Below are 24799 nucleotides of genomic sequence, written 5' to 3' on the forward strand. Positions count from 1 at the left end.
ATTCATCTGTTGTTATTATGGTGAATTTTGTTCGAATGATAAGGATTCTTTTTTCATGAATGAAGAGGTGAAATGGATAATAAAGCAAATCGGACCGGTCATGATTTTAGAAGGAAAGAATTTCAGTAAGGTTCCCTATTCCCGAAGTTTATTCATCAATGGGGACGATAAAGTCTTGATTGACAGCGGCGCTGATCCTGCGCTTCTTTTAGATGTTGAAAAGGAATATGGGATTGAGTTAATCATTAACACTCATTATCATCCGGATCATACGCTACACAATCATTTATTTGGTGACGTTCCCAAATGGATTAATCCAATTGAGTATGAAACCTCCCGGACGATCGAGGGAATTGCTCATGCCAACGGCGTTTTCCAAGAATGGGGTCCAAATGGGGTGAAAAACTGGAAAAAGACCCTGCCGCAGGAATGGACGAAAAATCTTGGGGAAATTACGGGAACATATGACTATGAAACAGAAACGAAATTTGGAGATGTAAAAGTCATTTTTCTTCATACCCCTGGACATACAAGCGGTCTTTCATGTCCATATTTTCCTGAATTAGGTATTGTATTTACAGGAGATTATGACATGACATCGTTTGGACCTTGGTATAATGGAACAGATGGTGATATTGATGATTTTATATCTTCAGGTAAAAGACTCCTTACCCTTGATGCCAACACATATATTACTGGACATCAAAAGGGAATTTTTTCAAAGGAAGAATTCAAAAAGAAAATGGGAGACTTTCTCGGAATTATTGAGAGAAGAGACCAGATCATTACCCGTTATGCTCAGGAAGGGCTAACGTTTGAAGAACTGACGGATATTGGAATCTTCTATCCAAAAAAAAGTCTAGAAAATACCATTCTTAAAACATGGGAACGAAGTGGAATTCGAAAACATTTAAAGCGTCTTGGACTCTCCATTCCTGAGACTTCAAATCTGGTCATTACATAATAGGATGGCAATTGAAACCATCCTATTTCCCATGTCATTTTTTTCAATAAATTCTGTTACACCAGGCTGCTGATTTCTTCGAGTGAGCATAACACTCTTGTGGAATAATCAACGAAAAACTTTAACATAGTTTTTAAACAAAAAAGAGCACCGGGTTTCCCCGATCCTCTCATCAAATTATGCATTATTTTTCAGCTCATCCACTTTAAATAGCTGTTCATAATCAGGCCATTTCATAACCTTTTTCAAATAATCTCTAAAGGAGTAGCTTTTTCTTGGGTTTTTCTCCTTATAGATGGACGCAATATACGTCTGCAAACGGACTTGGATCATAAATTTATAAGTGCTATCTTCCTCCAATACAGGAATATCCATGACTTTAACCTTCTGTCCAACAACATTTTTGAACTCTAGGCTTTTTAATAACAAAATATCAATCCTCTTTTTCACCCGTTTGATTATATTATACACCTTTTGCTCCTCGAAAAGTGTCTAAATATGCTCGGTTAAAAAAATAATTTAAGATTATCCCATTTTGTTACATTAACATATTCTCGGAAACATGGTCCCCGATAATCTGGTTAATAGACGCTTCGAGCCTAATGGTGTTTCTAGAAGTAATTGGCCTTTCTCTTTCCCTATAATTGAACCTATAATAGCTGCATCTCGCCCTTCCGGAAACTCTTTCAACATTTGTAGAATCTTTTCCTTCTCCTTTTCAGCCACAATAAGTACAGCTTTCCCTTCATTTGCTAAATATAGCGGCTCAAAACCTAAAAGATCACAGACGCCTTGGACTTCTTCTTTAACAGGTATGGATCTTTCATTTATTTTCATTGTTAAATTAAAATCTTCAGCAATTTCCACCAGTGTGGTTGCTAATCCGCCTCGCGTCGGGTCGCGCATGATCCTTATCCCTTCTGAAAGATCTAGAACTCTCCTAAGCATCCGATTCAATGATGCACAATCGCTTTTTATTGGAGAAAAAATACCCAAATCTCCTCTTGCCGTGAGTACAGCAACACCGTGGTCACCAATGGTTCCTGATACTATAATGGCATCCCCTTCTTTAAATTCCAGGCTGCAGCTGATTCCTTGTTTAAAAATGCCAATCCCAGTTGTATTAATGTAAATTCCATCTGCACTGCCTCGTTCCACAACTTTGGTGTCCCCCGCAATTATCGAAACACCTGTTTCCTTCGCTTCCTTCGCCATATCAGAGACAATGATCTTCAAGTCGGAAACAGCGAAACCTTCTTCGATAATAAATCCACAAGTAAGATATGCTGGAATAGAGCCACTTACTGCAAGATCATTTACCGTCCCTGCTACAGCCAATTTTCCAATTGAGCCCCCAGGAAAGAAAATTGGCTTTATGACAAATGAATCTGTTGTAACAGCTATTTGTCCGCCTGCGAGTGCAATTTCAGCAGCATCAAACATCGCTGCCTTTGAATCACCGAATGCTTCGATAAAAATATTACGGATTAGCCTGTGGCTTAATTCCCCTCCATCCCCATGCGCCAAACTGATAAACTTCTCCATCAAAAACACTCCCTCATGTACTGATAATAGGCTGCACAGCTTCCCTCAGTAGATACCATACAAGGGCCAATTGGGTTCATCGGATAACAGGCTTTTGCGAATAAAGGACATTCCATCGGGGAAATTAAACCACGTATTACTTCCCCACATCGGCATTTTGATTTTCTTGGCTCATTGACTTCTATGTAAAACTTTTTTCTCGCATTATATCGATCATACTCCGGTTTCAAATCCATTCCGCTGTCTGGTATAATCCCAATTCCGCGCCAGGCCTCGTCACACGTGGTCAAATATTTATTAAACCATTGCTGGATAACAAGATTTCCAGTTTTGCTGACAACGGAAGGATGATTGTTTACTAGCGCCGTCTGCTCTGTTAATGCCAGTTCTATCAATTTATAAACTCCAGATAAAAGCTCTGCTGTTTCAAAGCCTGTGATGACACCAGACATATGATACTCTTCGACTAAATACCGATATGAATCTTCTCCCAAAACAATAGAGACATGGCCTGGTAATAAAAATCCGTCCATATGGTCTCCGCCAGAATCCAACAAATACCGCAGTACTGGCTCAACCAGTTTTGTGGTCATCCAAATTGAAATGTTTGATATTCCGAGTTTTTCTGCTTCCCCAACCATTAGCGCTAAAATCGGTATCGTCGTTTCAAATCCGATGCCAAGAAAAATTACTTCTTTGTCCGGGTTTTCCTCTGCCACTTTCACCGCTTCTACAGGTGAATAATGTACCCGGATGTCCTTACCGGCAATTCTGGAATCAAGCAATGATTTTTCGGAGCCGGGAACCCTCATCATATCACCAAATGTACAGATAATACGATTTTCACCTTCTGCCAGTGCGATCATTTCATCAATCGATTTTTGGTCTGTTACACAAACAGGACAGCCTGGACCGGATATTAGCTGGACATCATTTTTTAGAATTTGTTTTACGCCCGATCGGGCTAGCGCCATCGTATGGGAGCCGCAAACTTCCATAAACACTGGATTACGCCCGAATTTATTCTGAAATTGTTTGGCTTTTTCCTTAACAGCTTCAGCTAGCGGCTTGCAAATCTCAGGATTATTTGACTGTTTCAGAATTTCGAGCATTGACAAGCTTCCTCCATTCTTCCACACTTTGTTTGGCATATTCTTCATCAACGATGCTCATAGCCTGCCCAGCATGAACGATGACATAGTCACCCTGTTCTAGTTCAGGAACGAATATGGTGCCAACTGTGGTTTGTGATCCCATTACATCAACTACAGCACTATATTCGTTTTTTTTCACTACTTTTGCCGGTACGCCAACACACATTGTCCAAACCTCCTTTTAGCTGTCGCAACTGTTAATTGCCCGTAAGACAGCCCGCCGTCATTACATGGAATATACTCTGGTAAATAGACATTGAAACCCATATCCAGTAGTTCAGCATTTAATCTTTTTCTTAAATAACGATTATGAAAACTCCCACCCGACATAACCACTGTCTTCATAAAGTCAGAATTTAGGTTTTGCAAATGCTCCATGGCCGAAACAACTGCTTGAACAATAGTTTCATGAAACTTTCCGCTGATACATCCAATATCCTTAAAAGCCAAAACATCTTCAGCAATCTCTTTCAACATCTCCGAAAAATCCAGCTCCATTACATCTTGGACCTTTAATGTAAAAGGATATGGTTTAACAACCATTTGTTCATCAGCCATTTCACCTAACGAAATGGCTGCCTCCCCGTCATATGTTGATACCTTTGTTACACCTCATATAGCACTGACCGTATCAAACAGTCTGCCGCAAGTTCCGGCATAAACTGTATTCAAATTTTGTTCAATCATTCTTTTTATAGTATTAATTTCGGAAGCTTTATCAGGAAAAATAGATTTGGCCATTTGGAGTCCCTTTTCTCCGTGAAGTGAAATCAGCATGGCTGCAGCGTTCCGCCATGGTTCAAGAATGCACTTTTCGCTACCGGGAAGAGGAGTATAGCGTAAATGTGCCAAACGTTGGACCTCCAACGCATCACCATAAAAGATTTCGAACCCCCAGACATTTCCATCAGATCCGAAACCTGTCCCATCAAGGATGATTCCATATGCTTTCCTTGAAATACGATGCTCAGCCATACATGCAGCCATATGTGCATGGTGATGCTGAACCTCTATCACTTCAGAAAAATGATAATCTTTAACTAGTTTTTGAACCTGATATCTTGGGTGCGCATCTATGACTGCTATTGTTTTCGGCGTTTCAATCCACTTTAATAGATGTTCCAATTCATGTTTATAATGGTCTAATGTTTCGATATTTTCCAAATCACCGATATACGGCCCGACAAATATTTGCTGATTGCGGCCGATCGTGAACATCGTTTTTTGCTGACCGCCAAAGGCGATGATTTCAGAAACATCGTTTTCAGTCGTTAAAGGGTCTGGAACATAGCCCCTTGACCTTCGCAAAAAGTCGAGATGACCATCGATTATTTGAACGACCGAATCATCTAATGGATGTAAGATTTCTCGATTATTTGTAAGTAAGTAATCGGCAAGCCCTGCTAGATTCTGAATAGCCTCGTCATCTTTATAGAGAATCGGCATACCAGAAAGATTTGCACTTGTCATCACCAAACATTCAATACCAGGATCAGTAAATAATAAATGATGCAGAGGTGTATAAGGCAACATGGCCCCAATCGAACTCATTTTCGGTGCAACACCTGATGCTAGTGAGTAACCTTTGCTTTTTTTCATTATCACGATTGGTGATTCAGGGCTGGTTAAAACCTCCATTTCCCTTTGACTTAATACAGCAAACTGCTCTACGGCCTTGACAGATGCAGCCATGACGGCAAGCGGTCGTAAAGGGCGGTTTTTCCTTTGCCGTAAAGCAGCCACTGCTTGTTCATTTCGTGCATCACAGCTCAAGTGGTAACCGCCAATCCCTTTGATGGCAACAATTTTTCCTTCCTTTAGTAACTGAATGGTTTTAGTAATCGAATTCTCACAATCTACAAGATTACCATTATTTTTCAGAAGCTGTAACTTGGGTCCGCATTTCGGACAGGCAATCGGCTGAGCATGGTGTCGCCTGTTTATCGGATCCTCATATTCGCTAAGGCACTCCTCGCACATCGGAAAAGTTTTCATTGATGTGTATGGTCGATCATATGGAAGTTCTTCTATAATCGTATAGCGTGGACCACATTGGGTGCAGTTTATAAATGGATACTGGTAGCGAAAATTATCAGGGTCATACATTTCACGCAAGCAATCATCGCAAACGGCCGAATCAATAGGGATTACAAGCTGCGATTTTCCACTTCGTTCACTTGGGATAATGGTAAATTCATCCTGATTTTGCGGTATTGCATCTTCTATCAATATTTCATTTATTTTTGAAAGTCTTGGTGCATTTATTTTTAGATCTGATAAAAATAATTTAATAGAATCTTCTTCACCTTCAACGTGAATCTTGACCCCATCCATATTATTTTGCACGGTTCCTGCTAAATCGTAATGATTGGCAAGCTGAAAAATAAACGGCCGAAACCCTACACCTTGAACCCTGCCGCGTACGTCTAAATTTACTGCCGTACGCATCGCTTAAATGCCCCTTCCAACCAAGTAAACCAATTATGCAATCCTTCCTGGGTTCTGGCTGAAAGCGGGAACAACGCTGATTTCGGATTAATTTCCATCAGGTCTTTTCTTGCTTCATCCATACTAAAATCAAGGTATGGGAGCAAATCTATTTTATTTAACAAAACAAGTTCCGTTCGCATAAACATTTGTGGATATTTAGGAATTTTATCATTTCCTTCAGGCACACTTAAAACGGCCACTTTATGACTCTGGCCGAGATCATATCCGGATGGGCAAACTAAATTGCCAACATTTTCGATAAACAAAATATCAATTACATCAAGGTCAAATTCCCCTAAAGCTGCTGCTACCATTCGTGCATCTAAATGACATCCACCATGGGTATTAATTTGAACTGCCTTTGCTCCCATTGCTCTAATTCGATCCGCGTCTCTTTCTGTAGCAAGGTCTCCTTCAATAACGGCAATTCGATATTTGCCGGAAAGATTCTTGACGGTTTCTTCCAATAATGTAGTCTTACCTGCCCCAGGGGAACTCATTAAATTAATGACTAATGTCTTTGTATCATGAAATAATTCCCTGTTAAACATAGCCGCCTTGTTATTATTTGTTAATACATCAGTTCTTAGTGTTACTTTCATCTTTCATGACTCCCTTCATATGACAGGACCTGAAACGTTTCCCCTGAAAGGATTTTGCCGGATGGAATCTGGCAAACCGGACAGAGTGCTAGCTTTTGGCTGGGTTGATAGAGCTTGCGACAAAGAACACATTCTGCTTCTGCCTTTTCGATATGAATAACAAGCTTAGCATCTTTATGAAAAAGATGCTGATTTTGGTCCCGAAAAATATCAAATGCCATCCTCAAAGCATCTGGCATTGCATTGAAGATCTCTCCAACCATTAACTCGACTTTTTCAATTTTATTTATTCCTTTTTCCGCAGCATCTTCTTGAACAAGCTGAAGAATCTCTCCCATTAACGATATTTCATGCAAAATGCTCATCTCATTTCTTAACTATGGGTGAAACCTACATAATACGTTTTATTTATTCTCTTCAAGGGCATTGATTTAAATTTTAAATCTCCTAATTGAGTTTTAAAATTGTATTCCTTTCCGCAATCCAAACATTTCACAATTGAATATAGTGATGTTACGGTAAAAATGTGCAAACATTCAGGACAAAAACCTTCCATTGCCATTCTGTTCGTTTCATTACCGAAAAAGATAATGGGCATTCCATTGATAAATTCCATATCCAAATTAGTATATGGGGCATTTTCTTTCAGAACAGGTACCCAAGTAATTCCCAATATCAGATTCGCTACTTCCTCTACCTTCTCTATATCACTTTTAATAAATGGATCATAAACTGATATAACCGTATCTATTAAACTGGACTTTATTTCTCTAAAAAAATCAATGCGCCTCATCGGACATTGCTCCAGCAATTGACTTGATCAATCACCTCTTTAGCAAGGTCTCCTAGTTTTTCCTGGTTTGTTTTTGTTAATTCAACGCCTAAATCTAATGATGATGGCTGCATCCCAAACATAACTACTTGCTTAGGATATCGCTCCCGCATTTTAGCCGCCAACAATACTTCCTGAAAACCAAGTTGATGAATCGACATCTTAATACCGAAATAGGCAGGAATTTCTTCTCCCTCTAATTTCATTATGGTTCCTCCCTCTTTTCCGGCATTAATCGCATCAATAATAATCAAATTCTCCGCATCCTCAACAGGTCCAAGTAATTTCATTCCATCAGTCATTCCTTCAATAATTTCAACATTTTCATAATCTTGTAATGCACTCTCAAGAAGTGGTAAAAGATGAATGCCAACACTCTCGTCAGAGAAGAGAGTGTTGCCAATTCCTAATATGGTTATTTTTGTCCTGTTTTGATTATTCATTTTTATCACCCACTGATTTGCTTGGCTCTGTTTTGTAGCCGGTAAACATAGATGAAATAGATCCGTTCTTTTCCAAATAATCATCGCGGAAAGCCATATAAATGTGAATAACCATAAATAACATCATCCCCCATGCCATAAGGTGATGCCAGGAACGTATAGAATAGCTGTCTCCTAACACATATTTTACCCAGCTGAACAATTTTGCCCAGAAGGATTCAGGCTGAGGTTCAAAATACATATAATACCCCGTCAGCATAAGAACCCATGAGCCAAAGAAACAGAAGATCCAATAGCTTAGCTGTGCCAATGGATTATGACCGATATAATGAGGTTTTTTATTTTTCAAAAACAAATAGAATTTAATTGTTTCAAATACTTCTATCCAAAATATCCACCTGAACGGATTGGATTTTGAGAATTTATTGCCAATTGCCGCCCAAAATAATCGATACATTAGGTTGATCGTAAAAATAAAGGCAGCGGAAAAGTGTATGTACCGCATCCAGCCCATTAAGTTTGAAAAATAAGCTTCTTCCGGTATTAGTGCAGAGGAAAAAGGTTTTCCAATGTAAATACCGGTAATCATTAATAGTACAATTGCCAGCGCGTTGATCCAGTGGAAAATACGCACTGGTAATTGCCAAACATATACTCTTACTTCATTAATAATAGGTTTAAAGACAATCGGTTTCTCAGGATGAAAGGAATTTTCGCTATTGATACCAACCGATTGATTTGATAAGGGTTTTGGCGGAAGTGTCGGCAATTTAGGTGCACCCATTTTTTTCACTCCTATCCTAAACGAATTTCAATCGATTTGTTCGTTTCCAAATCTGTTAAATGAACCGCACAAGCAAGACATGGATCAAAAGAGTGAATGATCCGCAAGATTTCCAGCGGTTGATTTTTATTCAGCATCGGTGTCCCTTTTAGTGCCGCCTCATAAGCTCCAATTTTATTATTATGGTCCCGAGGCGAAGCATTCCATGTCGTCGGTACTACTGCCTGATAGTTCTTAGTCTTTCCATTTTCTATATCAATCCAGTGTCCAAGAGCTCCACGCGGTGCTTCCATCCAGCCGACCCCTTTTGCACTGCTTGGCCATGTACTTGGATCCCATTTTGTTAGGTCAAATGTGACCTGATTCCCATTTTTAATATTCTTCAACAGCTCATCCATGTCTTTCCGCATCCAGCCGGATATTAATACTGTTTCTATACCACGGGCAACCGTCCGGCCCAAAGCAGATTGCAATGCAGCTAATGGTAAATTAAGCTTCTTAAGAGTATCATTAACAATATTGACGATTTCCGCCTTTCCGGCAGCATAACCAACCATCATTCTGGCAAGAGGACCTGTTTCCATCGGTTCTTCCTTCCACCTTGGAGATTTTAACCAACTATACTGCTTGTTTGTATCTAGTTGTTTAAACGGTGCTTTAGGTCCTGTATAATGGAAGGTTGTCTCCCCTTGGAACGGGTGTTTTCCACCGCTAGGACGTCCATCATACGTATACCAGGAATGATCAATAAACTCTTTTATCTGATTTGGCTCTTTCAGATCAACATCCAGAACCTCATTTAAATTTCCATTCAGTACGATTCCCCTTGGCATTCGGTATAACTTGTAATTATAAATATCACCTATTGAAAAATCACCGTAGCATAAATAATTATTTATTCCACCTCCATATGTCCAGTCCTTATAATAAGACCCGATCGCAAGAAGGTCAGGAATATATACTTGTGTTACAAAATCACGTGCTTGATCAATCAGCTGGGATACATGCATTAGTCTTTCTGCATTTATTCCATTATCGCTATCAATATCAAGTGGCGTTGCCATACCACCGACAACATAATGCGGGTGCGGGTTTTTACCACCAAAGATGGTATGTATTTTGACGATTTCTTTCTGCCAATCCAGCGCTTCCAAGTAGTGGGCTACCGCAAGTAAATTGACTTCGGGAGGCAATTTATATGCTTTATGACCCCAATAACCATTGGCAAAGATTCCTAGCTGACCACTTTCAATTAGTTTTTTCAATTTGTTTTGGACATCAGTGAAATAACCAGGAGATGATTTTGGCCAGTTTGAAATGGATTGCGCAATTCGTGAGGTCTCTGCAGTATTTGCTTTTGTTGCACTTACAATATCTACCCAATCCAAGGCGTGCAAATGATAAAAATGTACTACGTGGTCATGTATAAAAATGACTTCATTCATAATATCCCTAATTAAATGGGCATTTCTCGGGATGTTTATTTTAAGGGCGTCCTCAACAGACCGAATAGAAGCAAGTGCATGTACTGTCGTACAAACGCCACATATTCGCTGCACATAGGCCCAAACATCTCTTGGATCACGGTCCTTAACAATTAACTCCAGCCCACGGACAGCTGTCCCCGAGCTATAAGCATTCTTTATGACTCCTTTTTCATCCAAATCGACTTCAATTCGTAAATGCCCTTCAATTCTTGTAATCGGATCTACAACTAAACGCTCACTCATACTTCTCCACCTCGTTTGTCATCTATCTTCTTCTTAGCAACAGTACCGGCTGCATGAACAGCTATACCAGCAGTAGTCACTCCAATGGCAGCTAGACCGACTGTATCTGGATTAATTGTCGTTTGCGTCCCAGGAATTCTTGCTCTTCTTGTAAAGAATGACCCATTATCCCAGAAATTTCTTTCAGCACAGCCGATACACGGATTTCCTGATTGAATTGGATAGCTTACCCCTCCATTCCAGCGCATTTCTGCGCAAGAATTATACGTGGTAGGTCCTTTACATCCTACCTTATATAAGCAATAACCTTGTTTAGCACCCTCATCATCGAAAGATTCAACAAACAAGCCGGCATCAAAATAAGCCCTCCGATTACATTTATCATGAATGCGGTGGCGGTAAAAGGCTTTGGGGCGGCCGAATTGGTCCAATTCAGGCAGCTTGCCAAAAGTGATCATATGAGCAATAACTCCTGTCATGACTTCTGCAATCGGTGGACAGCCTGGTACAAGGATGACAGGAGTATTACTTACAAAATCAGTTACTGGTTTAGCACCAGTAGGATTGGGATGTGCCGCTGCAATTCCGCCCCAAGATGAACACGAACCGTAGGCGATGATCGCTTTTGCCCCTGTTGACATTTCCAAAAATGTGTCTTTGCATGATTTTCCACCAACTGTTAGGAAGGATTCATCACTCGGGATACTCCCCTCAACTGCTAGGATATATTGACCCTTAAAGTCATTTAGAACTTGCTCCATAGAGCCTTCTGCTTGATATCCCGAAGGTGCGGAAAGAACTTCGGAATATTCGAGGGAAATCATTTGCAGTAATACACTTTCTGTTTTAGGCTGTGATGAACGAATAAATGACTCAGAACATCCAGTACAATCTTGAAATTGCAGCCAAACGACAGGTACTCTTGAATTTGTTTCCATCGCTTTTACTACTCTATCTGATTGTGTATACTCCAAGCCGAGTACTGCTGCAAGGGCAGTGCACATTTTCAAAAAATCCCTGCGTGTAAACCCATGTTCCATTGCGGCTTCATATACGGTTCTCTGTTTCTTCATCCGCGTTCTCCTCCACTTAACATGAATATAGAAAAACACTTGATTTCAAGAAAATTTTAGTATAATTTGGTTCCTCCGTCCTAAATTTCCGAAAAAGTACACAAAGAATTCTTAACTATGTTTTTATAGTTACATTAGTTAAAAACGTATAAACGTTAATAATATGAAACTATTAATATTCTTTATTGATTTCCGTTTAATCAGTTAACTGCTAATAGTGATTCCGTAGAGAACCACTTAGAGCATAGGTCTACGGTGCCTAAAGAGTGTTAAAATCATCATATCAATCAGGAATACTATAAAGTGCTTTAGGAATATGAAATACGATGGTATAAAAAATACCTTAAGAGTAGAGATCTCTTAAGGTATTATGCTTCCCATAATTCAATTTGCTGCTGTTTTTTTAGCCGCTTACGGTGAACGATCTTTGATAGATTGATGCTCACTTCATAAAGCAGGAACAGCGGAAGGGTTACAACAAAATCGGACATGAAGTCTGGCGGTGTTATGACCACTGCTATTAAAACAAGTACAAAATAAGCATATTTCCTAATTTTCGCCAGAACAAATGGATTAATTATGCCAAGTGCTGTTAAAAACATAACCACAACAGGAATCTCAAATAGGATACCAAATGGAATAGTCATATTCATGATAAAACTAAAATATCGTTCGGCTGTAAAATTGGTAGCAAACATTCCTTGACTAATATTTACCAAAAGGCGATATACCATTGGAAAAATGACAAAATACCCGAATGCCAATCCGGAAATAAACAGAAAAAATAACACTGGCACATATGTCAAAGTTATCTTTCGTTCAATGGGTTTTAAGGCTGGTTTCACAAACAGCCATATTTGTAATGCGAGAACCGGGATTGTGCCTGTAACCGCAACAACTGTTGCCAGCATGAAATAAACCCACATAATATCACTGGGACCTAACACCAGTAGTTTAGCATCTCCTGCAAACCATTTATAAATATCATCCACGTAAATAAAACCAGCGATAAAGAAGATGATAAATGATAAGAGGCAAATGATCATTCTTTTACGTAATTCTTCCAAATGCTCAACTAAATTTAACTCTTTATCTTCCATTTGTTTCTCCTGCCATTTTTAATCTCTAGAAGAAAAGGTGCAAGACAGGATATCTCGCACCTTATTTTGTCTGTTTTTTCTTTTCATCTACACTGCCATTCATTACATCATCTGTAAGCTCTCTAGTTGAATTCTTAAATTCTTTAAATGTTTGGCCGAATGCTTTCCCTATTTCCGGAAGTTTTTTTGGACCAAAAATAATTAAAGCCAGCAATAATATTAAAATTAACCCCGGTATTCCGATATTCGATAACATAGATATACCTCCTCTTCAATTGTTGTCAGCCCTACAAAGATTATAGTATGTATCTATTATTTTGAGTAAAATTAAAGCACTTTTTCATAGGAAATTCACAATATCATCTAAGATATTTTTATAACCAAAAAAAGGATTTTTTTACCTATTATTAATGTATCAATTGCAGTTTATGAAGTCAATCACCCTTAATTTATGGAATTTTTAAAATATTTTGACGTTTACTTGTTTTTTGCATATAATTTGAACATATGTAACATATAGATTTGAAATATAATTTTAATAGAGGAAGTGATGGGATGGAATTTTCACTTTTCAGTTTTGATGGAGCCCTTCCAGTTGAAGTTACAATTGATGATGATAATGGGAGATATTTAATTCGAAAAAGCGACAGAAGCGGTGAATATTTTAATAGTCCCAAAGAATTAATTAATTGGGTTAAATCTAATTTTCGAGAAGAAGAATTTTGCCATCCACACGAATTTCATTATATGCTTGCCAAATTAACGGAATATGAAATGAACGGATCTGTACCTAATTTTTAATCCATAAAGAAATAAGCATCGGCAACATGCTGATGCTTATTCTCTTTTCCTTAATCGGCAATAAATAAGCAAATACTTTTGTTCAAATATTGTTTTTCTTAATTCGATCGTAGATTCTAAATTCATAATCATATGGATTTTTTTCGTCTTGAATCCCTTTTTCACAGGAATCAAGGATCCAATCGTTCACATTAAATTCCGGAAAATATGTATCACCATTAAAATTTTCATGTATTTGAGTAATATAGAGACGATCTGCAAAATGAAAAGTCTCTCTAAAAATCTCTGCCCCGCCAATGATAAAGTACTCTTTATGATGTCCCCGGCTAAAACGAATAAATTCCTCTACTGAATGGAAAACCTTACATCCTTCCGACTGAAAATTAGTGTTTCGAGTAATGATAATATTTTCTCGTCCTGGAAGAACACGGCCGATGGATTCATGGGTTTTTCTTCCCATAACGACGGAATGTCCCATCGTAACTCGTTTAAAAAATTTCAAATCAGCTGGCAAATGCCACGGCAACTTGTTATTTTTTCCGATTACCCGATTTTCATCCATTGCTACTATGAAAGAAATCAAACACTAACCTCTCCTTTGATGTGCGGATGTGCGTCATAATTTTTTATTTCAAAATCCTCAAATTTGTAATCAAATATGGAAGATGGTTTTCTTTTAATTTCCAACTGAGGTGAATTCTTTGGTTCACGTGACAATTGAAGCTTTGCCTGTTCTAGATGATTCAGATATAGATGCACATCTCCTCCGGAAAAAATTAATTCTCCAACTTCCAAATCACATTGATGTGCAACCATATATGTCAAAAATGCATAACTTGCAATATTATACGGAAGTCCCAAAAACGTATCAACCGATCTTTGCTGCCACATTAATGAAAGCTTGCCATTGGCAACATAAAATTGAAAGGCATAATGGCATGGAGGCAATTTCATGTTTTCAATTTCGCCAACGTTCCAAGCATTTACAAGTAAACGCCTTGAGTTTGGGTTCTTTTTTATCTCACTTACTACTTGTTCAATTTGGTCGATAAATTCTCCGTTTTTCGTTTCCCATTTTCTCCACTGTGAACCGTATACAGGACCTAAATTACCTTGTTCATCTGCCCATTCATCCCAGATTGAAACTCCATTTTCCTTCAAGTATTTGATATTCGTGTCTCCTTTTAGAAACCATAATAATTCGTGCAAAATGGATCTAATATGGAGCTTTTTGGTCGTAAGTAAAGGAAAACCCTCTTGTAAATCAAATCGAAGCTGACGGGCGAAAACTGAAATCGTTCCTGTGCCAGTTCGATCATCTTTTGTAACACCGTTTTCTAAAATGTCTTCTAACAAATTAAGATATTGTTGCAACTCTAGTCCCCCTAAACAGATATTACTTAAACATTTCAGCTAAAAAGCTGCCAAATAGGCAGCTTTTTAGCTATATTATACTTCAAGTCCAAAACTTCTGCACAAAGATGCGAGTCCTCCGGCAAATCCGCTGCCTATGGCATTGAATTTCCAATCACCATTATGGCGGTATAACTCACAAACCACAACAGCCGTTTCAACCGAAAAATCTTCTCCCAGATCAAATCTTAAAATTTCACGATTAGTTTCTTCATCCACAACGCGGACAAATGCATTACTAACTTGTCCAAAATTTTGGTTTCTTTCTTCAGCATCATGAATAGTAACAGTTATTGCAATTCGCTGTACATGTGATGGCACCTTGTTAAAATCAATTTTAATTTGCTCATCATCGCCTTCCCCTTCACCTGTGCGGTTATCGCCAGTATGCTCAACCGCACCAGAAGAATGTACCAAATTATTATAAAAGATAAAATCTTCATCATGCATTACCCGATTATTCACATCCGTTAAAAATGCTGCAGCATCTAAATCAAAGTCATAACCACCGTGGTAACGGTTTGTATCCCAGCCAAGACCAATAATTACTTTCGTTAATCCAGGATTGGTTTTCGTTAAATCAATTCTCTGTCCTTTTGCTAAATTGATGCCCATACATTTCACCTCATTGATTATCAATTATTACTGGTTGACGCCATGTATCAACTAAAAGAACGTACTATTTCACTCAAGCTTGCAGCATTTGTGCCGGTACCAACAGCGCCGAATTTCCACTCTGTTCCATTACGATAGATTTCGCCCGCAACCAGACTGGTTTTACCATTGTAATCCTCTGATAAATTATAGTGAAGTAATACTTGATTATTAGCTGGATTCACGACTCTAATATAAGCATTGCGTATCATGCCAAAATGTTGTTTTCTCTTCAGACAATCATATATGTTCACTACGAAAACGAGCTTTTGGATATTCGATGGCACCCTGCTTAAGTCAACCATAATCTGCTCATCATCGCCATCGCCGTCACCTGTTAAATTATCACCGGAATGTTGAACGCTCCCGTCCGTGCTTTTTAAGTTACCAAAATAAATGACATCTTTATTATTTCGGAGTTTATCATTTTCCCCCAACATGATAACCGATGCATCACAATCAATATTTGCGCCTGAATTACCGCCAAATAATGCCCCCAAAAAACCGCCGCCGCCGTTTTGAACAGGATCCCACCCTAAACCAATCATTACCCTTGATAAGCCGGGATTACTTTTTGTTAAATCTATACGCTGGCCTTTTTGTAAATTAATCGCCATTTAAAACACCCCATTATGATATATTTTATCAATACATTTAGTATTGCTGTTTAAGCTTTTTAAAGTTTTCCTGGAGCTGTTCCAGCCTTTTGGTTCCTTCTTCGCGCAATCTTTTGTTTTCATCTTCAATTGCCTTTGTTTCCTGCATTCCTTTAATGATGATATTCCAAGACTCTTCAATCGTTTCGATTTTAATACTAGGAGCACCTGCCAGTCTAGCGATATCAGCACTTTGCTGTGAAATATTTTGTGCATTTCTCAGAAGCATCTCATTCGTTCTGCGGTCTAACTCACTCATGGAATCAGCAACAAGCTTTTGTCTTTTTGCTGCTACAGCTTGAATTAAACCATTTTTAAAAATCGGAATGGTAGTAACAAAAGCTGAATTGATCTTACCGATTAATTTTGTATTACCCCGTTGAAGCATTCGAATTTGCGGCGCTGTTTGCAATGCCACCATTTTAGCCATTTCCAAATCATAAACTCGCTGCTCCAATAGTTCAATTGCATTTTTTAATGAGTCTAATTGCATGGATGCTAGCTGATCCCCTGATGCCGCTTTGCTTTCAAGCTGTGGAAGCTGGCGGTTTTTTATTTCCTCTACTTTCAGCTCCCCGGCTACAATGTATTTTTCTAGTGTAAGGTAATATTGATAGTTTTGTTCGTACATGCCTTCTAAAGTATTAGTGGAATCGACCATTTCCTGCCGATACTTAGAAATCTCCACATATACTTTATCAATTTCTTGTCCCATTGTTTGGTATTTTCCAAACAATTTTTCAACCATTTTTTCTCCTTTTTTGAATAGCTTGCCAAAAAAACCTTCATTCGATTTCTGAAAGTCCTTTGGATCGAACTTATCCATAATCCTTCCAAGCTGTTTTAAAAGCTCCCCAGAATCCTCGACCTTTGTGGTACGCATATTTCCTAGAATCTGATCTGAAAATCGTGATATCTGAACTGCCGGTTCCTTTCCGAACTCTAATATTTGAATCTGATCCCGCTCATCAATGGATCGGGCAAGGTTTTGAATCTCCGGTTCTTTCCGAAGGGATAATTTTATGTCAGAGATTTTTGTTTCTGTTAGGATGTCTTCAGCCTGTGAAGGCGTTAATTCATTTGAAGAATTTGGCGATAAATTCACTATTTAATCTCCCCTCAAATTTTTTAGGATTCCTTGAAAAAGCCCTTTTTTAAAAATGGAAGTCTCTTTATATTCGAAATTAAAGACGACTTCATCAAGCCAATGGATATCAAACAATGAATGGTCAAGATAATTTTCGACATCATTATGGCCAGCTGGATTGTAGATCACAATATCGATGCCAAATTGATTTAACAAAATTAATAACGATGCGTCAGACCTTGACAAAGTACCGGTTGATTCATTATTAAAAATGACTAATTTTGGAACATACTGAGAATAATCAAACCTCTCTAACAATTGAATCAATGGTTTTGGCATAAACATAGCCTGTGTGAACTGATAGATTTTGCAATCTTCAATAGATTCCGTTGGTAATGATTTGAGATATAGCTTATCACAAACTCTTTTAATCGCATTTGCAATACCTGCTTGTAAACCCGTAGGCAGGAACGCATACGGCCAATAATGTGCTTGCATGATTTTCTCCGTATTTATGCTCCCATCTTTTCCAAGGGCATTTCTGTAATGAAAGCGGAAATCATTGGAACTTGAATATGTAAAAGGCAGTTTCCTGATCAGAAGAGTATTCTCTAATTGAACCAGTGAATGAAATCGTTCCCAGTACTCTTTCCTATTCCTGCTGACTCCTTGAACTTTTGCAAAGATAGATGGAACTTTGACCTGCCCGTTAGCCACTTCAAAATCAGGACGGACCATTGCAACTTCTTTGCCAAGTATGAAAAGTTCATCATAAGTCGTTTTCAATGTAAGGGATGAAGGTGTGTATTCCCGAAGCTGCCAAGGCTTATATAAACCGGAACCCTCCTGATTAAGAATCGTTTCAATCTCTTTTGAAGCCCTGTATGCGACAGTTGTTTTCCGGCTGCGCTTTTCATTAGGAAATGGTTCTGGCGGCATTTGCTTTGGATAGCGGTGAATAAATATAGGCTCAGCAAGAAATCCGGCCAAGACGTCTTTTCCTTCAGGATGGAAAGCCACAACATCACAGCCAAGCTTTATTAAATAAAATAAAAAATATTGATGGCTTTTTTTTACATCCCCATACCACAGAAATTTTGGCATTTCATTCTGCGGATCGGCCGTTTCCAATGCAGGCTGCAAATGGTTCATGGACCATTTAACCAAGTCAACCAGTATTCTTCTTAGCTCTGGGTTTTTAAGGCCATCCTGCTCCTTTGCTGCGAACAATTCCAGTGCAGCTATCATCGCCTCTCTAATCTTTCGATGAATGGCAGGCACTTTTGATTTTAATAAAAGTTGTTCACCATCAAGAAATGCAGTAAAGCGATTAACAGACAGTTTCTGCTCCAGATTAATATTAATAACCCTTTGAATTGATTGAAAGAATTGATTATTAATTGTTTTATCGAGAGATTCCTCGTTTAGTAATTGGAAATTGAAATCTTTTGATGATGTATATTCAAATAGCTGATCATAGTATTCATCTATGTCTATTGGTACTCCCAGGAATTCACCCAAGACCTGGCCGATTTCGATTGTCCCATTAACTACTGAATATTGCGGCCTTTCCGGCAGCGTTTTTTGCAGGGTACTCAGCCAATTTTCATATGAAAGGGAAACTTGTTTTATGATTAATTGATTTATTGGTGGGTACATTGTTCATCCCCCTAAAAACAGAAACATTTGGTCAATGAATTGGAAATTACGTAACCATCATATCACAGTTAGCTAAATGCTTCATTCGTTTAGAGGTAGGTTGGCAAAAAAATTTCCCAGTTTGAACATTCGCCAAATCAATCACCTTTTATCATGTCCCTTCATATATTTGAGTACTTACACAATAAAGCAGGTGACATCTATGAGATTTTTATTTAAACGGCCAAAAATCGACCTGATAGAAGAAGAATTAGATGCAGTGATGGAAGTCATGACCTCAGATATTTTTATTTATCTTGACCTATTTGTATGCAGTCTGATACTTACCCTTTTTCTTACCCCTATCTTAAACTCATTGCCTCTGTCTTGTTTACTATTCATCGGTACCTTTGGATTTTTCTCCGGTATCTATATGGCCGCCTTTAGCAGATTGAATAAAAAAGACTAAATAGGAAGCCCTACTAAGGTTAAAAATTGCTGCAAAATTTCTTCGCCGGCATCCACCCCGGATTTCTTTGTTATGAGAAGGTTCCAATTTTCGGACACGCCCCTCAGCTCTCCATGTTCAGGGACAAACCGATATTGGCATAATTGTAAAAAGTCTAAATCCAGTAAAGAATCGCCTGCTCCTGCAATGGCATTCATCCGTTCACGGCTGCAGATAAAGTTCAAAGCTTTTCCTTTACTGATCACTTTAGGAATGAAATAAAGCTTCTTTCCTTGCAAAGAAATCCTCCAGCCGTACGATGAAACAAATTTTTGAAGCTTGGTTATTGTTTCCATTGACGGAATCTTTTCTAAAATCCAATAGAAAAATAGCGTACCTACAATCCTTAAATCACCAATAAAATTCCAGTCATCTTGTTTCAACAAAGAGAGCAACTCTCTCATTCCTAAAGCTCCTACATCTAAAATCTGAGTAAGATAGGATGACCATTCTCTCAATGGTTCTCCTTCATACAATATTTCAGCTCCATTGGCCGTTATGGCATATGGAAGACGAAGCTTTTCTTTAAAAACCAAAATACGATTATACTGTTCTGTCGTTCTGGTCGTAACAGGAATAAATAACTGATGTTGACAAAGCTTCTGTATGAAGGATAAAGATTTCTCCGTCATATATGCCGTTACTTCCTGGGCTTTTTTTTCCACTGGTATAAGAACAGTACTTTTCGAATAGCCAAGCTGTGCAATGGCTCTATTTGAGTAAACCAGTGTTCGATCAAGATCAGAAGCAAAAATCATCTTTTCTCCTCTTTTACAGATTTTATAATTCCACAGCAAAGGTAGGTTAAATCCGGATATTCCATCACTTCGACATCTTTTTCCCTAGCCAGCATCAAAATGTGCTTTACAAATGGGCTGGTTTTGTCCCGCATTAAAATTTTCCATGGCACCCTTCTGAGTAATACTCTCGTTGTTTCTCCCACTCCAGGTTTAATATAATGGGTGTTGGTAACAGCAAATTCCTGTTGAATTTTAAGGACATCCTGCATTCCCAGAAATCCTGTTTTAATTTCCTCTTGTTTTTTTCGTATTGACCTTTTATCTACCTCTTCAAAAATAGTGGAAAACTCTTGTTCAATAATATTAATAAACTCATTCGAAACATCATCAGTCATGAGATCTTTATAAAACTTGGCCCCATGAAAATCATTTCTGCCTATGTATTTGTCATTTAACACGGTACGACTTACAAGACCGGAAACCGTAGAATTTAAACAGGCACTGGGAATTAAAAAATCTTCGCGTGTTCCAAAGAGAGTGGTACAAAATCCCGGATCAGCAACGACCGCAAGCGTATCATCAAGTTTTACTCCAAACTTTTGCTCATAATTCCTGCAGGATTTTGTTAATTCAAGTGAAATGGCTCCTTTCCCTGTCCAGCCGTCGACGAATTGAATATGTCCTTCAGGGTCCTGACAACGAATATAATGAATGGCATTTTCATCTATCCCTCTATCCCGAATAATGGAGACACTATAATGCGGAAGCGAAATCGCATAACGACTTTTAATATATCTTTTTATTAAAATACCAACTGGGGTTCCGGCGCGTGCCAAAGATACAAGCACGGCCTTATCTCCCTTTGATGCATATATTTGTTCTGCCACAATTCCAATACATAAAGCTACTTTTTGTTTATATTCCAACAGCATCCGCCAAAATAGATCCACATACGCCTTTGAAGGCTGATATTCAATTGGCAATGTTTCGCTGTAATGCCCACCCATTTGGATGCTTTTTTCCCGATTGGCAGTTGAATCTTCAAGTTTAAAATGGCTTAAATCTTTTAATAAAAAAAGGACATCATCTTCAGAATAGGTTCCAATTTTAGCAGGTATATTTATCAAATTTTGCATTTTATTCACCTCGAAAAAAACACAAGCTTAGCCGATTGGACTTGTAGTTTCTCCAATTCCTTAAGCAAGATTTGGAAGTTCCCCAAATCGGTTTCTCTTTCAAAAAACAGGAATATTTCATCATAGTATTGTGGAGGAATATTATAAACAAATTGTGAAACAGTTGTGTCTTCAGGATTTCTAAATTGAAAACCATATCTTGCACCGTATGAATCTCGGTTATCTATATAAATTGGGCTTCTTGTAGTTGATTGATAGGACACACCGTCCCCCATTTCTGCAGCAATTCTCATCGGAAGGTACATAAACTCACCTGTGCCAAGACATAATGTCTTATTTCCTTGTCGTTTTCCTTTTAAAAGCAGGGCTGCTTGAGAAATATTTTTATGTATATTATCAAGTTCTGCACTATTGATCCCAAATCTTCCTGTTTCTTTTATAAATGCTGCTTTAGTCTGCACGTTAACAGAATACAAAGAGCTGTTGGTAAAAAATGATGAAAGCTGAATTCTGTCAATTTTTATTTTCGTTGTCTCCAAAGAAGTATCAACAAGATAACATTCCGTTATATTCCGAAGCTTTTTTATCGTAACGGTTCCGGAAATAAGGCTTACAACGTTTATTTTAATTCCAAGCTCGTTCTCAAGCCTCGCGAACAACGTAATATGATCCTTAGATCGCCAATCCAATATGGAAATGACCGTATACCGCTTTCGCGGAAATCTCGACTGAATCGCCCTGATCACATTTAATGCGGTTTTCCCTGTTGTCAACTCATCATCAACCAGAATGATTTCCCTATTGGATTGCAAAAGTTCCCTAGAGATGTATAAACGATGAGAGGTTGCATGGGAGTGCTCTTCTTCAAATGTAATTTCGGGCTGAATGTCAACAAGTTTTTCACGAGTCGTATGAAAATAGTCTGCAGCTTGAAAACAATCAAAGAAAGCATGTCCGAGTGCCGTTGCAGTTTCGGCAAAGCCGATAATAATCGGTTGAATCTGATTAGGAATGAACGGCTTATTACCTATCGAATCGCCATAGTAAAATGATTTTAACAAGCCTTCTTTCGCAGTACATTCCACACCTTTATAAGATTCTAAGTACCTCGCAGCCAATAGTCCGGCAGCTGCCAGCCCTTTATTCGGCTCAATCGGCAAATGTTTTCCAAGCACTTTACTAACAAACAGAAAGGAGCGTTTTTTATTGATTCTTGCTGCCATAACAAAAAGGTCTTTTACTGGAATCCCATACGGATTCTGGCTGATTTCTATTTCAGCTTTGACTGCATCAAGAAGTGGAAACGAATACTCTTTTTTTGATAAGGTCGATATTGGTGAATTCTTCATGTAACACCCCGTAAAGCTGTGATTTTAACATTATTTTTCTTGCCCAAAAATAATGGGGCTTGATCTCGTTCATTTTATTGGAAAACTCACTCTTGACCGCACCATAATCTCCAGTTGCAGCTTTTACAATATTGGAAGCATCAATATATTCCTCATAGGAGACTACATTTAACGCCTGGACCACCTTAATATGTGAAGGATGGATAATCGTTTTACCTGTCAAGCCATTAGCAATATCCATAATGGTTTCTCTTATTAGGCCCTCCGTATTCTCATTGATTAATTCCGTCCTCCACTTTAGCCCTTCATCTCCATATCGTTCACGAAATGGCGTCTCTCTTATTTGCGGCTTCAGGTTTCTTTTTTTGGATGAAAAATACTCCCAAACTGGACCTGAAACAACGTATGGCTGATCAAATCTTTGAAAGACATTGATAATATCTGAAATGCAATCTCTTAATACCGCAATGTCATATACGGTAGTATCTGCACTTCTACGAATGCCATATAAACCGCAGAAATCGGTAGCACCAATTCGAACATTCAAAATATTTTCCCGGTATTCATCGAAGAGATGTTTAATACTCATCAATTCATTTATTCTCGTTTCTTTTTGTATCACTTTTGCCGTTTCAAGAATGGGCATGACATAAAAGGGATGTTCTTTGGTATGAATGAGTCTTGCCTCCTCTAAAAGATCCCTTCCTTCCTCGACTGTAAACTTCGGTATTACTATTCCTGTCAACAGCCTAATGGCATTTCCAATTTTATGCTTAATTCGCATAAATTGCTTTAGATCTCGAATACGGATAAATAGAAGTGGTAATTCAGCTACACTCAAAAACCCTTTTTCTAGTTCTAAATATAATTTTAATAACTCATCCATTAATAATTCTTCGGCACAGTTGATGAAATTATCTCCAATTGCATCCTCTAGGTCCATAACAATAGATGATAACCCTTCATGTTTTTTAGATAGGATTTCCTGGTGAATATTAGTCCGTGTTGCAGGCATATACAAGGTAGCACCTAAACCGTAGGATAACAGCTCTCGATCGGAATACTTGTCAAAATCTTGTGGTTGACGATAGAAATAATGTCCCAATTCATTATTGTAAAAATATGTAAAAAATCTCATATTTTAGTACTCCTTAAGGGTAAAAAATGAGGGAGACAACTCACGTCAGCTCCCTTTAAAATATATAACTAAATTTTTATCCCTTTATCTCTAAAGTATCTACTGTATCTATTCTTCACCTTTCATGTTATAACTGTTTTTCTTCTGCACCTGTTTTTTTCTTATTCAAGAAGTGAACAATAAAGGTTGCTCCAAATGTAAACAGCAAGATAATAAAGAAATATAGTGATGGAAGTTCATAGTGAAAAAACACTTCCAAAAACATCTTAATTGAGATAATAAGAATTAAAATATATGCCGTAGTTTCAAGCTCAGGAATTCTGTCAATCAGTGCTAAAAATACACCAGCAACTCCCCGCATCATTAAAACTCCCAGCATCCCGCCTAGCAAAAGAATCCAAACTTCGTTGCTGACACCAAATGCCGCCAATACACTATCAACCGAAAAGGCAATATCCATGAGTTCTACCATTACCACTGTACCCCAAAAAATCCCAAAAAGGCGTACCAGGGCTCCTTGTTGGTTCATGCCTTCTGCCTCTTCTTCCTCCCCATCACTGCCTTTACGCTTATCAATAAAGTATTTGATTGATAACCAAGCAAGATAAGCCGCTCCAACTGCTTTTACCCACCACAGCTCAATTAAATATACGCCAAGTCCGATGGCAATAAAACGGAAAGCATATGCCCCAAGCAAGCCATAAAAAAGTGCTTTTTTGCGCTTATTTTTAGGCAAGTGTTTTACCATTACTGCTAGTACCAGGGCATTATCTGCTGACAGTAACCCTTCCAAAATAACTAATGTGCCGATGAGTCCCCAGCTGACAGGGTTAGTTAATACTTCTCCCCACATATGCAAATCAAAAAATTGAGCATACGTATGAAGAATTCCTTGTAATACTGACATTAAAAAAGTTCCTCCAATTCCAAATACAAAAACTAAAATTTTTTAAAGACCCAGC

At 38.2% G+C, this 24799-nt stretch carries 27 protein-coding genes and 1 pseudogene; 3 read left to right on the plus strand and 25 right to left on the minus strand.

Features of this window, described 5'->3' with window-relative positions:
• The first annotated feature begins 55 nt into the window (after positions 1-55).
• Positions 56-964, plus strand: a complete 909-nt coding sequence (locus HPT25_RS24405; protein WP_217269824.1) for an MBL fold metallo-hydrolase — start codon at positions 56-58, stop codon at positions 962-964.
• Between the two features lie 177 nt (positions 965-1141).
• On the opposite strand, the gene HPT25_RS24410 is transcribed toward HPT25_RS24405, so the two are convergent.
• From HPT25_RS24410 to tatA, 14 genes and pseudogenes are all read right to left on the minus strand, one after another.
• Entirely contained in the window at positions 1142-1393 is a 252-nt protein-coding gene (locus HPT25_RS24410; RefSeq protein ID WP_173071453.1) for a DUF2535 family protein, read from the minus strand.
• Between the two features lie 114 nt (positions 1394-1507).
• Entirely contained in the window at positions 1508-2509 is a 1002-nt protein-coding gene (gene hypE / locus HPT25_RS24415; protein WP_173070147.1) for a hydrogenase expression/formation protein HypE, read from the minus strand.
• Positions 2509-3621: a hydrogenase formation protein HypD gene (gene hypD / locus HPT25_RS24420; RefSeq protein WP_173070149.1), complete on the minus strand. Its 1113-nt coding sequence runs from the start codon at positions 3619-3621 to the stop codon at positions 2509-2511. Before hypD ends, hypE begins: the two co-directional genes overlap by 1 nt.
• The gene (locus HPT25_RS24425) at positions 3593-3829 is read right to left on the minus strand and encodes a HypC/HybG/HupF family hydrogenase formation chaperone (RefSeq protein WP_173070151.1); all 237 of its coding nucleotides are present in this window, start codon (positions 3827-3829) and stop codon (positions 3593-3595) included. The genes hypD and HPT25_RS24425 overlap by 29 nt, the downstream gene beginning before the upstream one ends.
• Positions 3802-6111, minus strand: a pseudogene (hypF, locus tag HPT25_RS24430) (carbamoyltransferase HypF). Before hypF ends, HPT25_RS24425 begins: the two are co-directional and overlap by 28 nt.
• The gene (hypB, locus tag HPT25_RS24435; protein WP_173070153.1) at positions 6096-6755 is read right to left on the minus strand and encodes a hydrogenase nickel incorporation protein HypB; all 660 of its coding nucleotides are present in this window, start codon (positions 6753-6755) and stop codon (positions 6096-6098) included. Before hypB ends, hypF begins: the two are co-directional and overlap by 16 nt.
• Entirely contained in the window at positions 6752-7120 is a 369-nt protein-coding gene (locus HPT25_RS24440; RefSeq protein WP_312857332.1) for a hydrogenase maturation nickel metallochaperone HypA/HybF, read from the minus strand. Before HPT25_RS24440 ends, hypB begins: the two co-directional genes overlap by 4 nt.
• 8 nt (positions 7121-7128) lie before the next feature.
• Complete coding sequence (locus HPT25_RS24445; RefSeq protein WP_173070158.1) at positions 7129-7548, minus strand: hypothetical protein; 420 nt, start codon at positions 7546-7548, stop codon at positions 7129-7131.
• On the minus strand, positions 7545-8030 hold the full coding sequence (locus HPT25_RS24450) for a HyaD/HybD family hydrogenase maturation endopeptidase (RefSeq protein ID WP_173070160.1): 486 nt from the start codon (positions 8028-8030) through the stop codon (positions 7545-7547). Before HPT25_RS24450 ends, HPT25_RS24445 begins: the two co-directional genes overlap by 4 nt.
• Complete coding sequence (gene cybH / locus HPT25_RS24455; protein ID WP_173070162.1) at positions 8023-8814, minus strand: Ni/Fe-hydrogenase, b-type cytochrome subunit; 792 nt, start codon at positions 8812-8814, stop codon at positions 8023-8025. The genes HPT25_RS24450 and cybH overlap by 8 nt, the downstream gene beginning before the upstream one ends.
• Before the next feature lie 11 nt (positions 8815-8825).
• Positions 8826-10544, minus strand: a complete 1719-nt coding sequence (locus HPT25_RS24460; protein ID WP_173070164.1) for a nickel-dependent hydrogenase large subunit — start codon at positions 10542-10544, stop codon at positions 8826-8828.
• A complete protein-coding gene (locus HPT25_RS24465) occupies positions 10541-11617 on the minus strand; it encodes a hydrogenase small subunit (protein WP_173070166.1) in 1077 nt (358 codons plus the stop codon). Before HPT25_RS24465 ends, HPT25_RS24460 begins: the two co-directional genes overlap by 4 nt.
• A gap of 368 nt (positions 11618-11985) precedes the next feature.
• Positions 11986-12717, minus strand: coding sequence for a twin-arginine translocase subunit TatC (gene tatC / locus HPT25_RS24470; RefSeq protein WP_173070168.1), 732 nt, complete (start codon positions 12715-12717; stop codon positions 11986-11988).
• 61 nt (positions 12718-12778) lie between these two features.
• Positions 12779-12973: a twin-arginine translocase TatA/TatE family subunit gene (tatA, locus tag HPT25_RS24475; protein ID WP_173070170.1), complete on the minus strand. Its 195-nt coding sequence runs from the start codon at positions 12971-12973 to the stop codon at positions 12779-12781.
• A gap of 299 nt (positions 12974-13272) precedes the next feature.
• Between tatA and HPT25_RS24480 the strand changes: the two genes are divergently transcribed.
• Entirely contained in the window at positions 13273-13518 is a 246-nt protein-coding gene (locus HPT25_RS24480) for a hypothetical protein (RefSeq protein WP_173070172.1), read from the plus strand.
• 82 nt (positions 13519-13600) lie between these two features.
• On the opposite strand, the gene HPT25_RS24485 is transcribed toward HPT25_RS24480, so the two are convergent.
• The 6 genes from HPT25_RS24485 to HPT25_RS24510 form a co-directional block, all read right to left on the minus strand.
• Complete coding sequence (locus HPT25_RS24485; protein ID WP_173070174.1) at positions 13601-14101, minus strand: dihydrofolate reductase; 501 nt, start codon at positions 14099-14101, stop codon at positions 13601-13603.
• Positions 14098-14892, minus strand: coding sequence for a thymidylate synthase (thyA, locus tag HPT25_RS24490; RefSeq protein WP_173070176.1), 795 nt, complete (start codon positions 14890-14892; stop codon positions 14098-14100). Before thyA ends, HPT25_RS24485 begins: the two co-directional genes overlap by 4 nt.
• Positions 14893-14967: 75 nt before the next feature.
• Positions 14968-15546 carry a TerD family protein gene (locus HPT25_RS24495; RefSeq protein ID WP_173070178.1) on the minus strand — a complete coding sequence of 193 codons (579 nt, stop codon included), beginning with the start codon at positions 15544-15546 and terminating at the stop codon, positions 14968-14970.
• 47 nt (positions 15547-15593) lie between these two features.
• Entirely contained in the window at positions 15594-16202 is a 609-nt protein-coding gene (locus tag HPT25_RS24500; protein ID WP_173070180.1) for a TerD family protein, read from the minus strand.
• 37 nt (positions 16203-16239) lie between these two features.
• Positions 16240-17346, minus strand: coding sequence for a toxic anion resistance protein (locus tag HPT25_RS24505; protein WP_173070182.1), 1107 nt, complete (start codon positions 17344-17346; stop codon positions 16240-16242).
• A gap of 3 nt (positions 17347-17349) precedes the next feature.
• Positions 17350-18987 (minus strand): YceG family protein, encoded by a 1638-nt coding sequence (locus HPT25_RS24510; RefSeq protein ID WP_173070184.1) that lies wholly within the window; start codon positions 18985-18987, stop codon positions 17350-17352.
• 202 nt (positions 18988-19189) lie between these two features.
• Between HPT25_RS24510 and HPT25_RS24515 the strand changes: the two genes are divergently transcribed.
• The gene (locus HPT25_RS24515; protein WP_173070187.1) at positions 19190-19435 is read left to right on the plus strand and encodes a hypothetical protein; all 246 of its coding nucleotides are present in this window, start codon (positions 19190-19192) and stop codon (positions 19433-19435) included.
• On the opposite strand, the gene HPT25_RS24520 is transcribed toward HPT25_RS24515, so the two are convergent.
• The 5 genes from HPT25_RS24520 to HPT25_RS24540 all read right to left on the minus strand — a co-directional run bounded on the left by HPT25_RS24520 (position 19432) and on the right by HPT25_RS24540 (position 24744).
• Positions 19432-20232, minus strand: coding sequence for an HAD family hydrolase (locus HPT25_RS24520; RefSeq protein WP_173070189.1), 801 nt, complete (start codon positions 20230-20232; stop codon positions 19432-19434). The two genes, HPT25_RS24515 and HPT25_RS24520, sit on opposite strands and share 4 nt — an antisense overlap.
• Complete coding sequence (locus tag HPT25_RS24525) at positions 20229-21350, minus strand: cysteine protease StiP family protein (RefSeq protein WP_173070191.1); 1122 nt, start codon at positions 21348-21350, stop codon at positions 20229-20231. Before HPT25_RS24525 ends, HPT25_RS24520 begins: the two co-directional genes overlap by 4 nt.
• Positions 21351-21355: 5 nt before the next feature.
• Positions 21356-22699, minus strand: a complete 1344-nt coding sequence (locus HPT25_RS24530; protein ID WP_173070193.1) for a phosphoribosyltransferase family protein — start codon at positions 22697-22699, stop codon at positions 21356-21358.
• A complete protein-coding gene (locus tag HPT25_RS24535; protein ID WP_173070195.1) occupies positions 22641-23837 on the minus strand; it encodes an HpcH/HpaI aldolase/citrate lyase family protein in 1197 nt (398 codons plus the stop codon). The genes HPT25_RS24530 and HPT25_RS24535 overlap by 59 nt, the downstream gene beginning before the upstream one ends.
• 127 nt (positions 23838-23964) lie before the next feature.
• A complete protein-coding gene (locus HPT25_RS24540) occupies positions 23965-24744 on the minus strand; it encodes a MeeY/MeeF family manganese export membrane protein (protein ID WP_173070197.1) in 780 nt (259 codons plus the stop codon).
• Between the last annotated feature and the right edge of the window lie 55 nt (positions 24745-24799).

Origin of the sequence: Neobacillus endophyticus, from assembly GCF_013248975.1 — a bacterium.
Taxonomy (GTDB): Bacteria; Bacillota; Bacilli; order Bacillales; family Cytobacillaceae; genus Neobacillus; species Neobacillus endophyticus.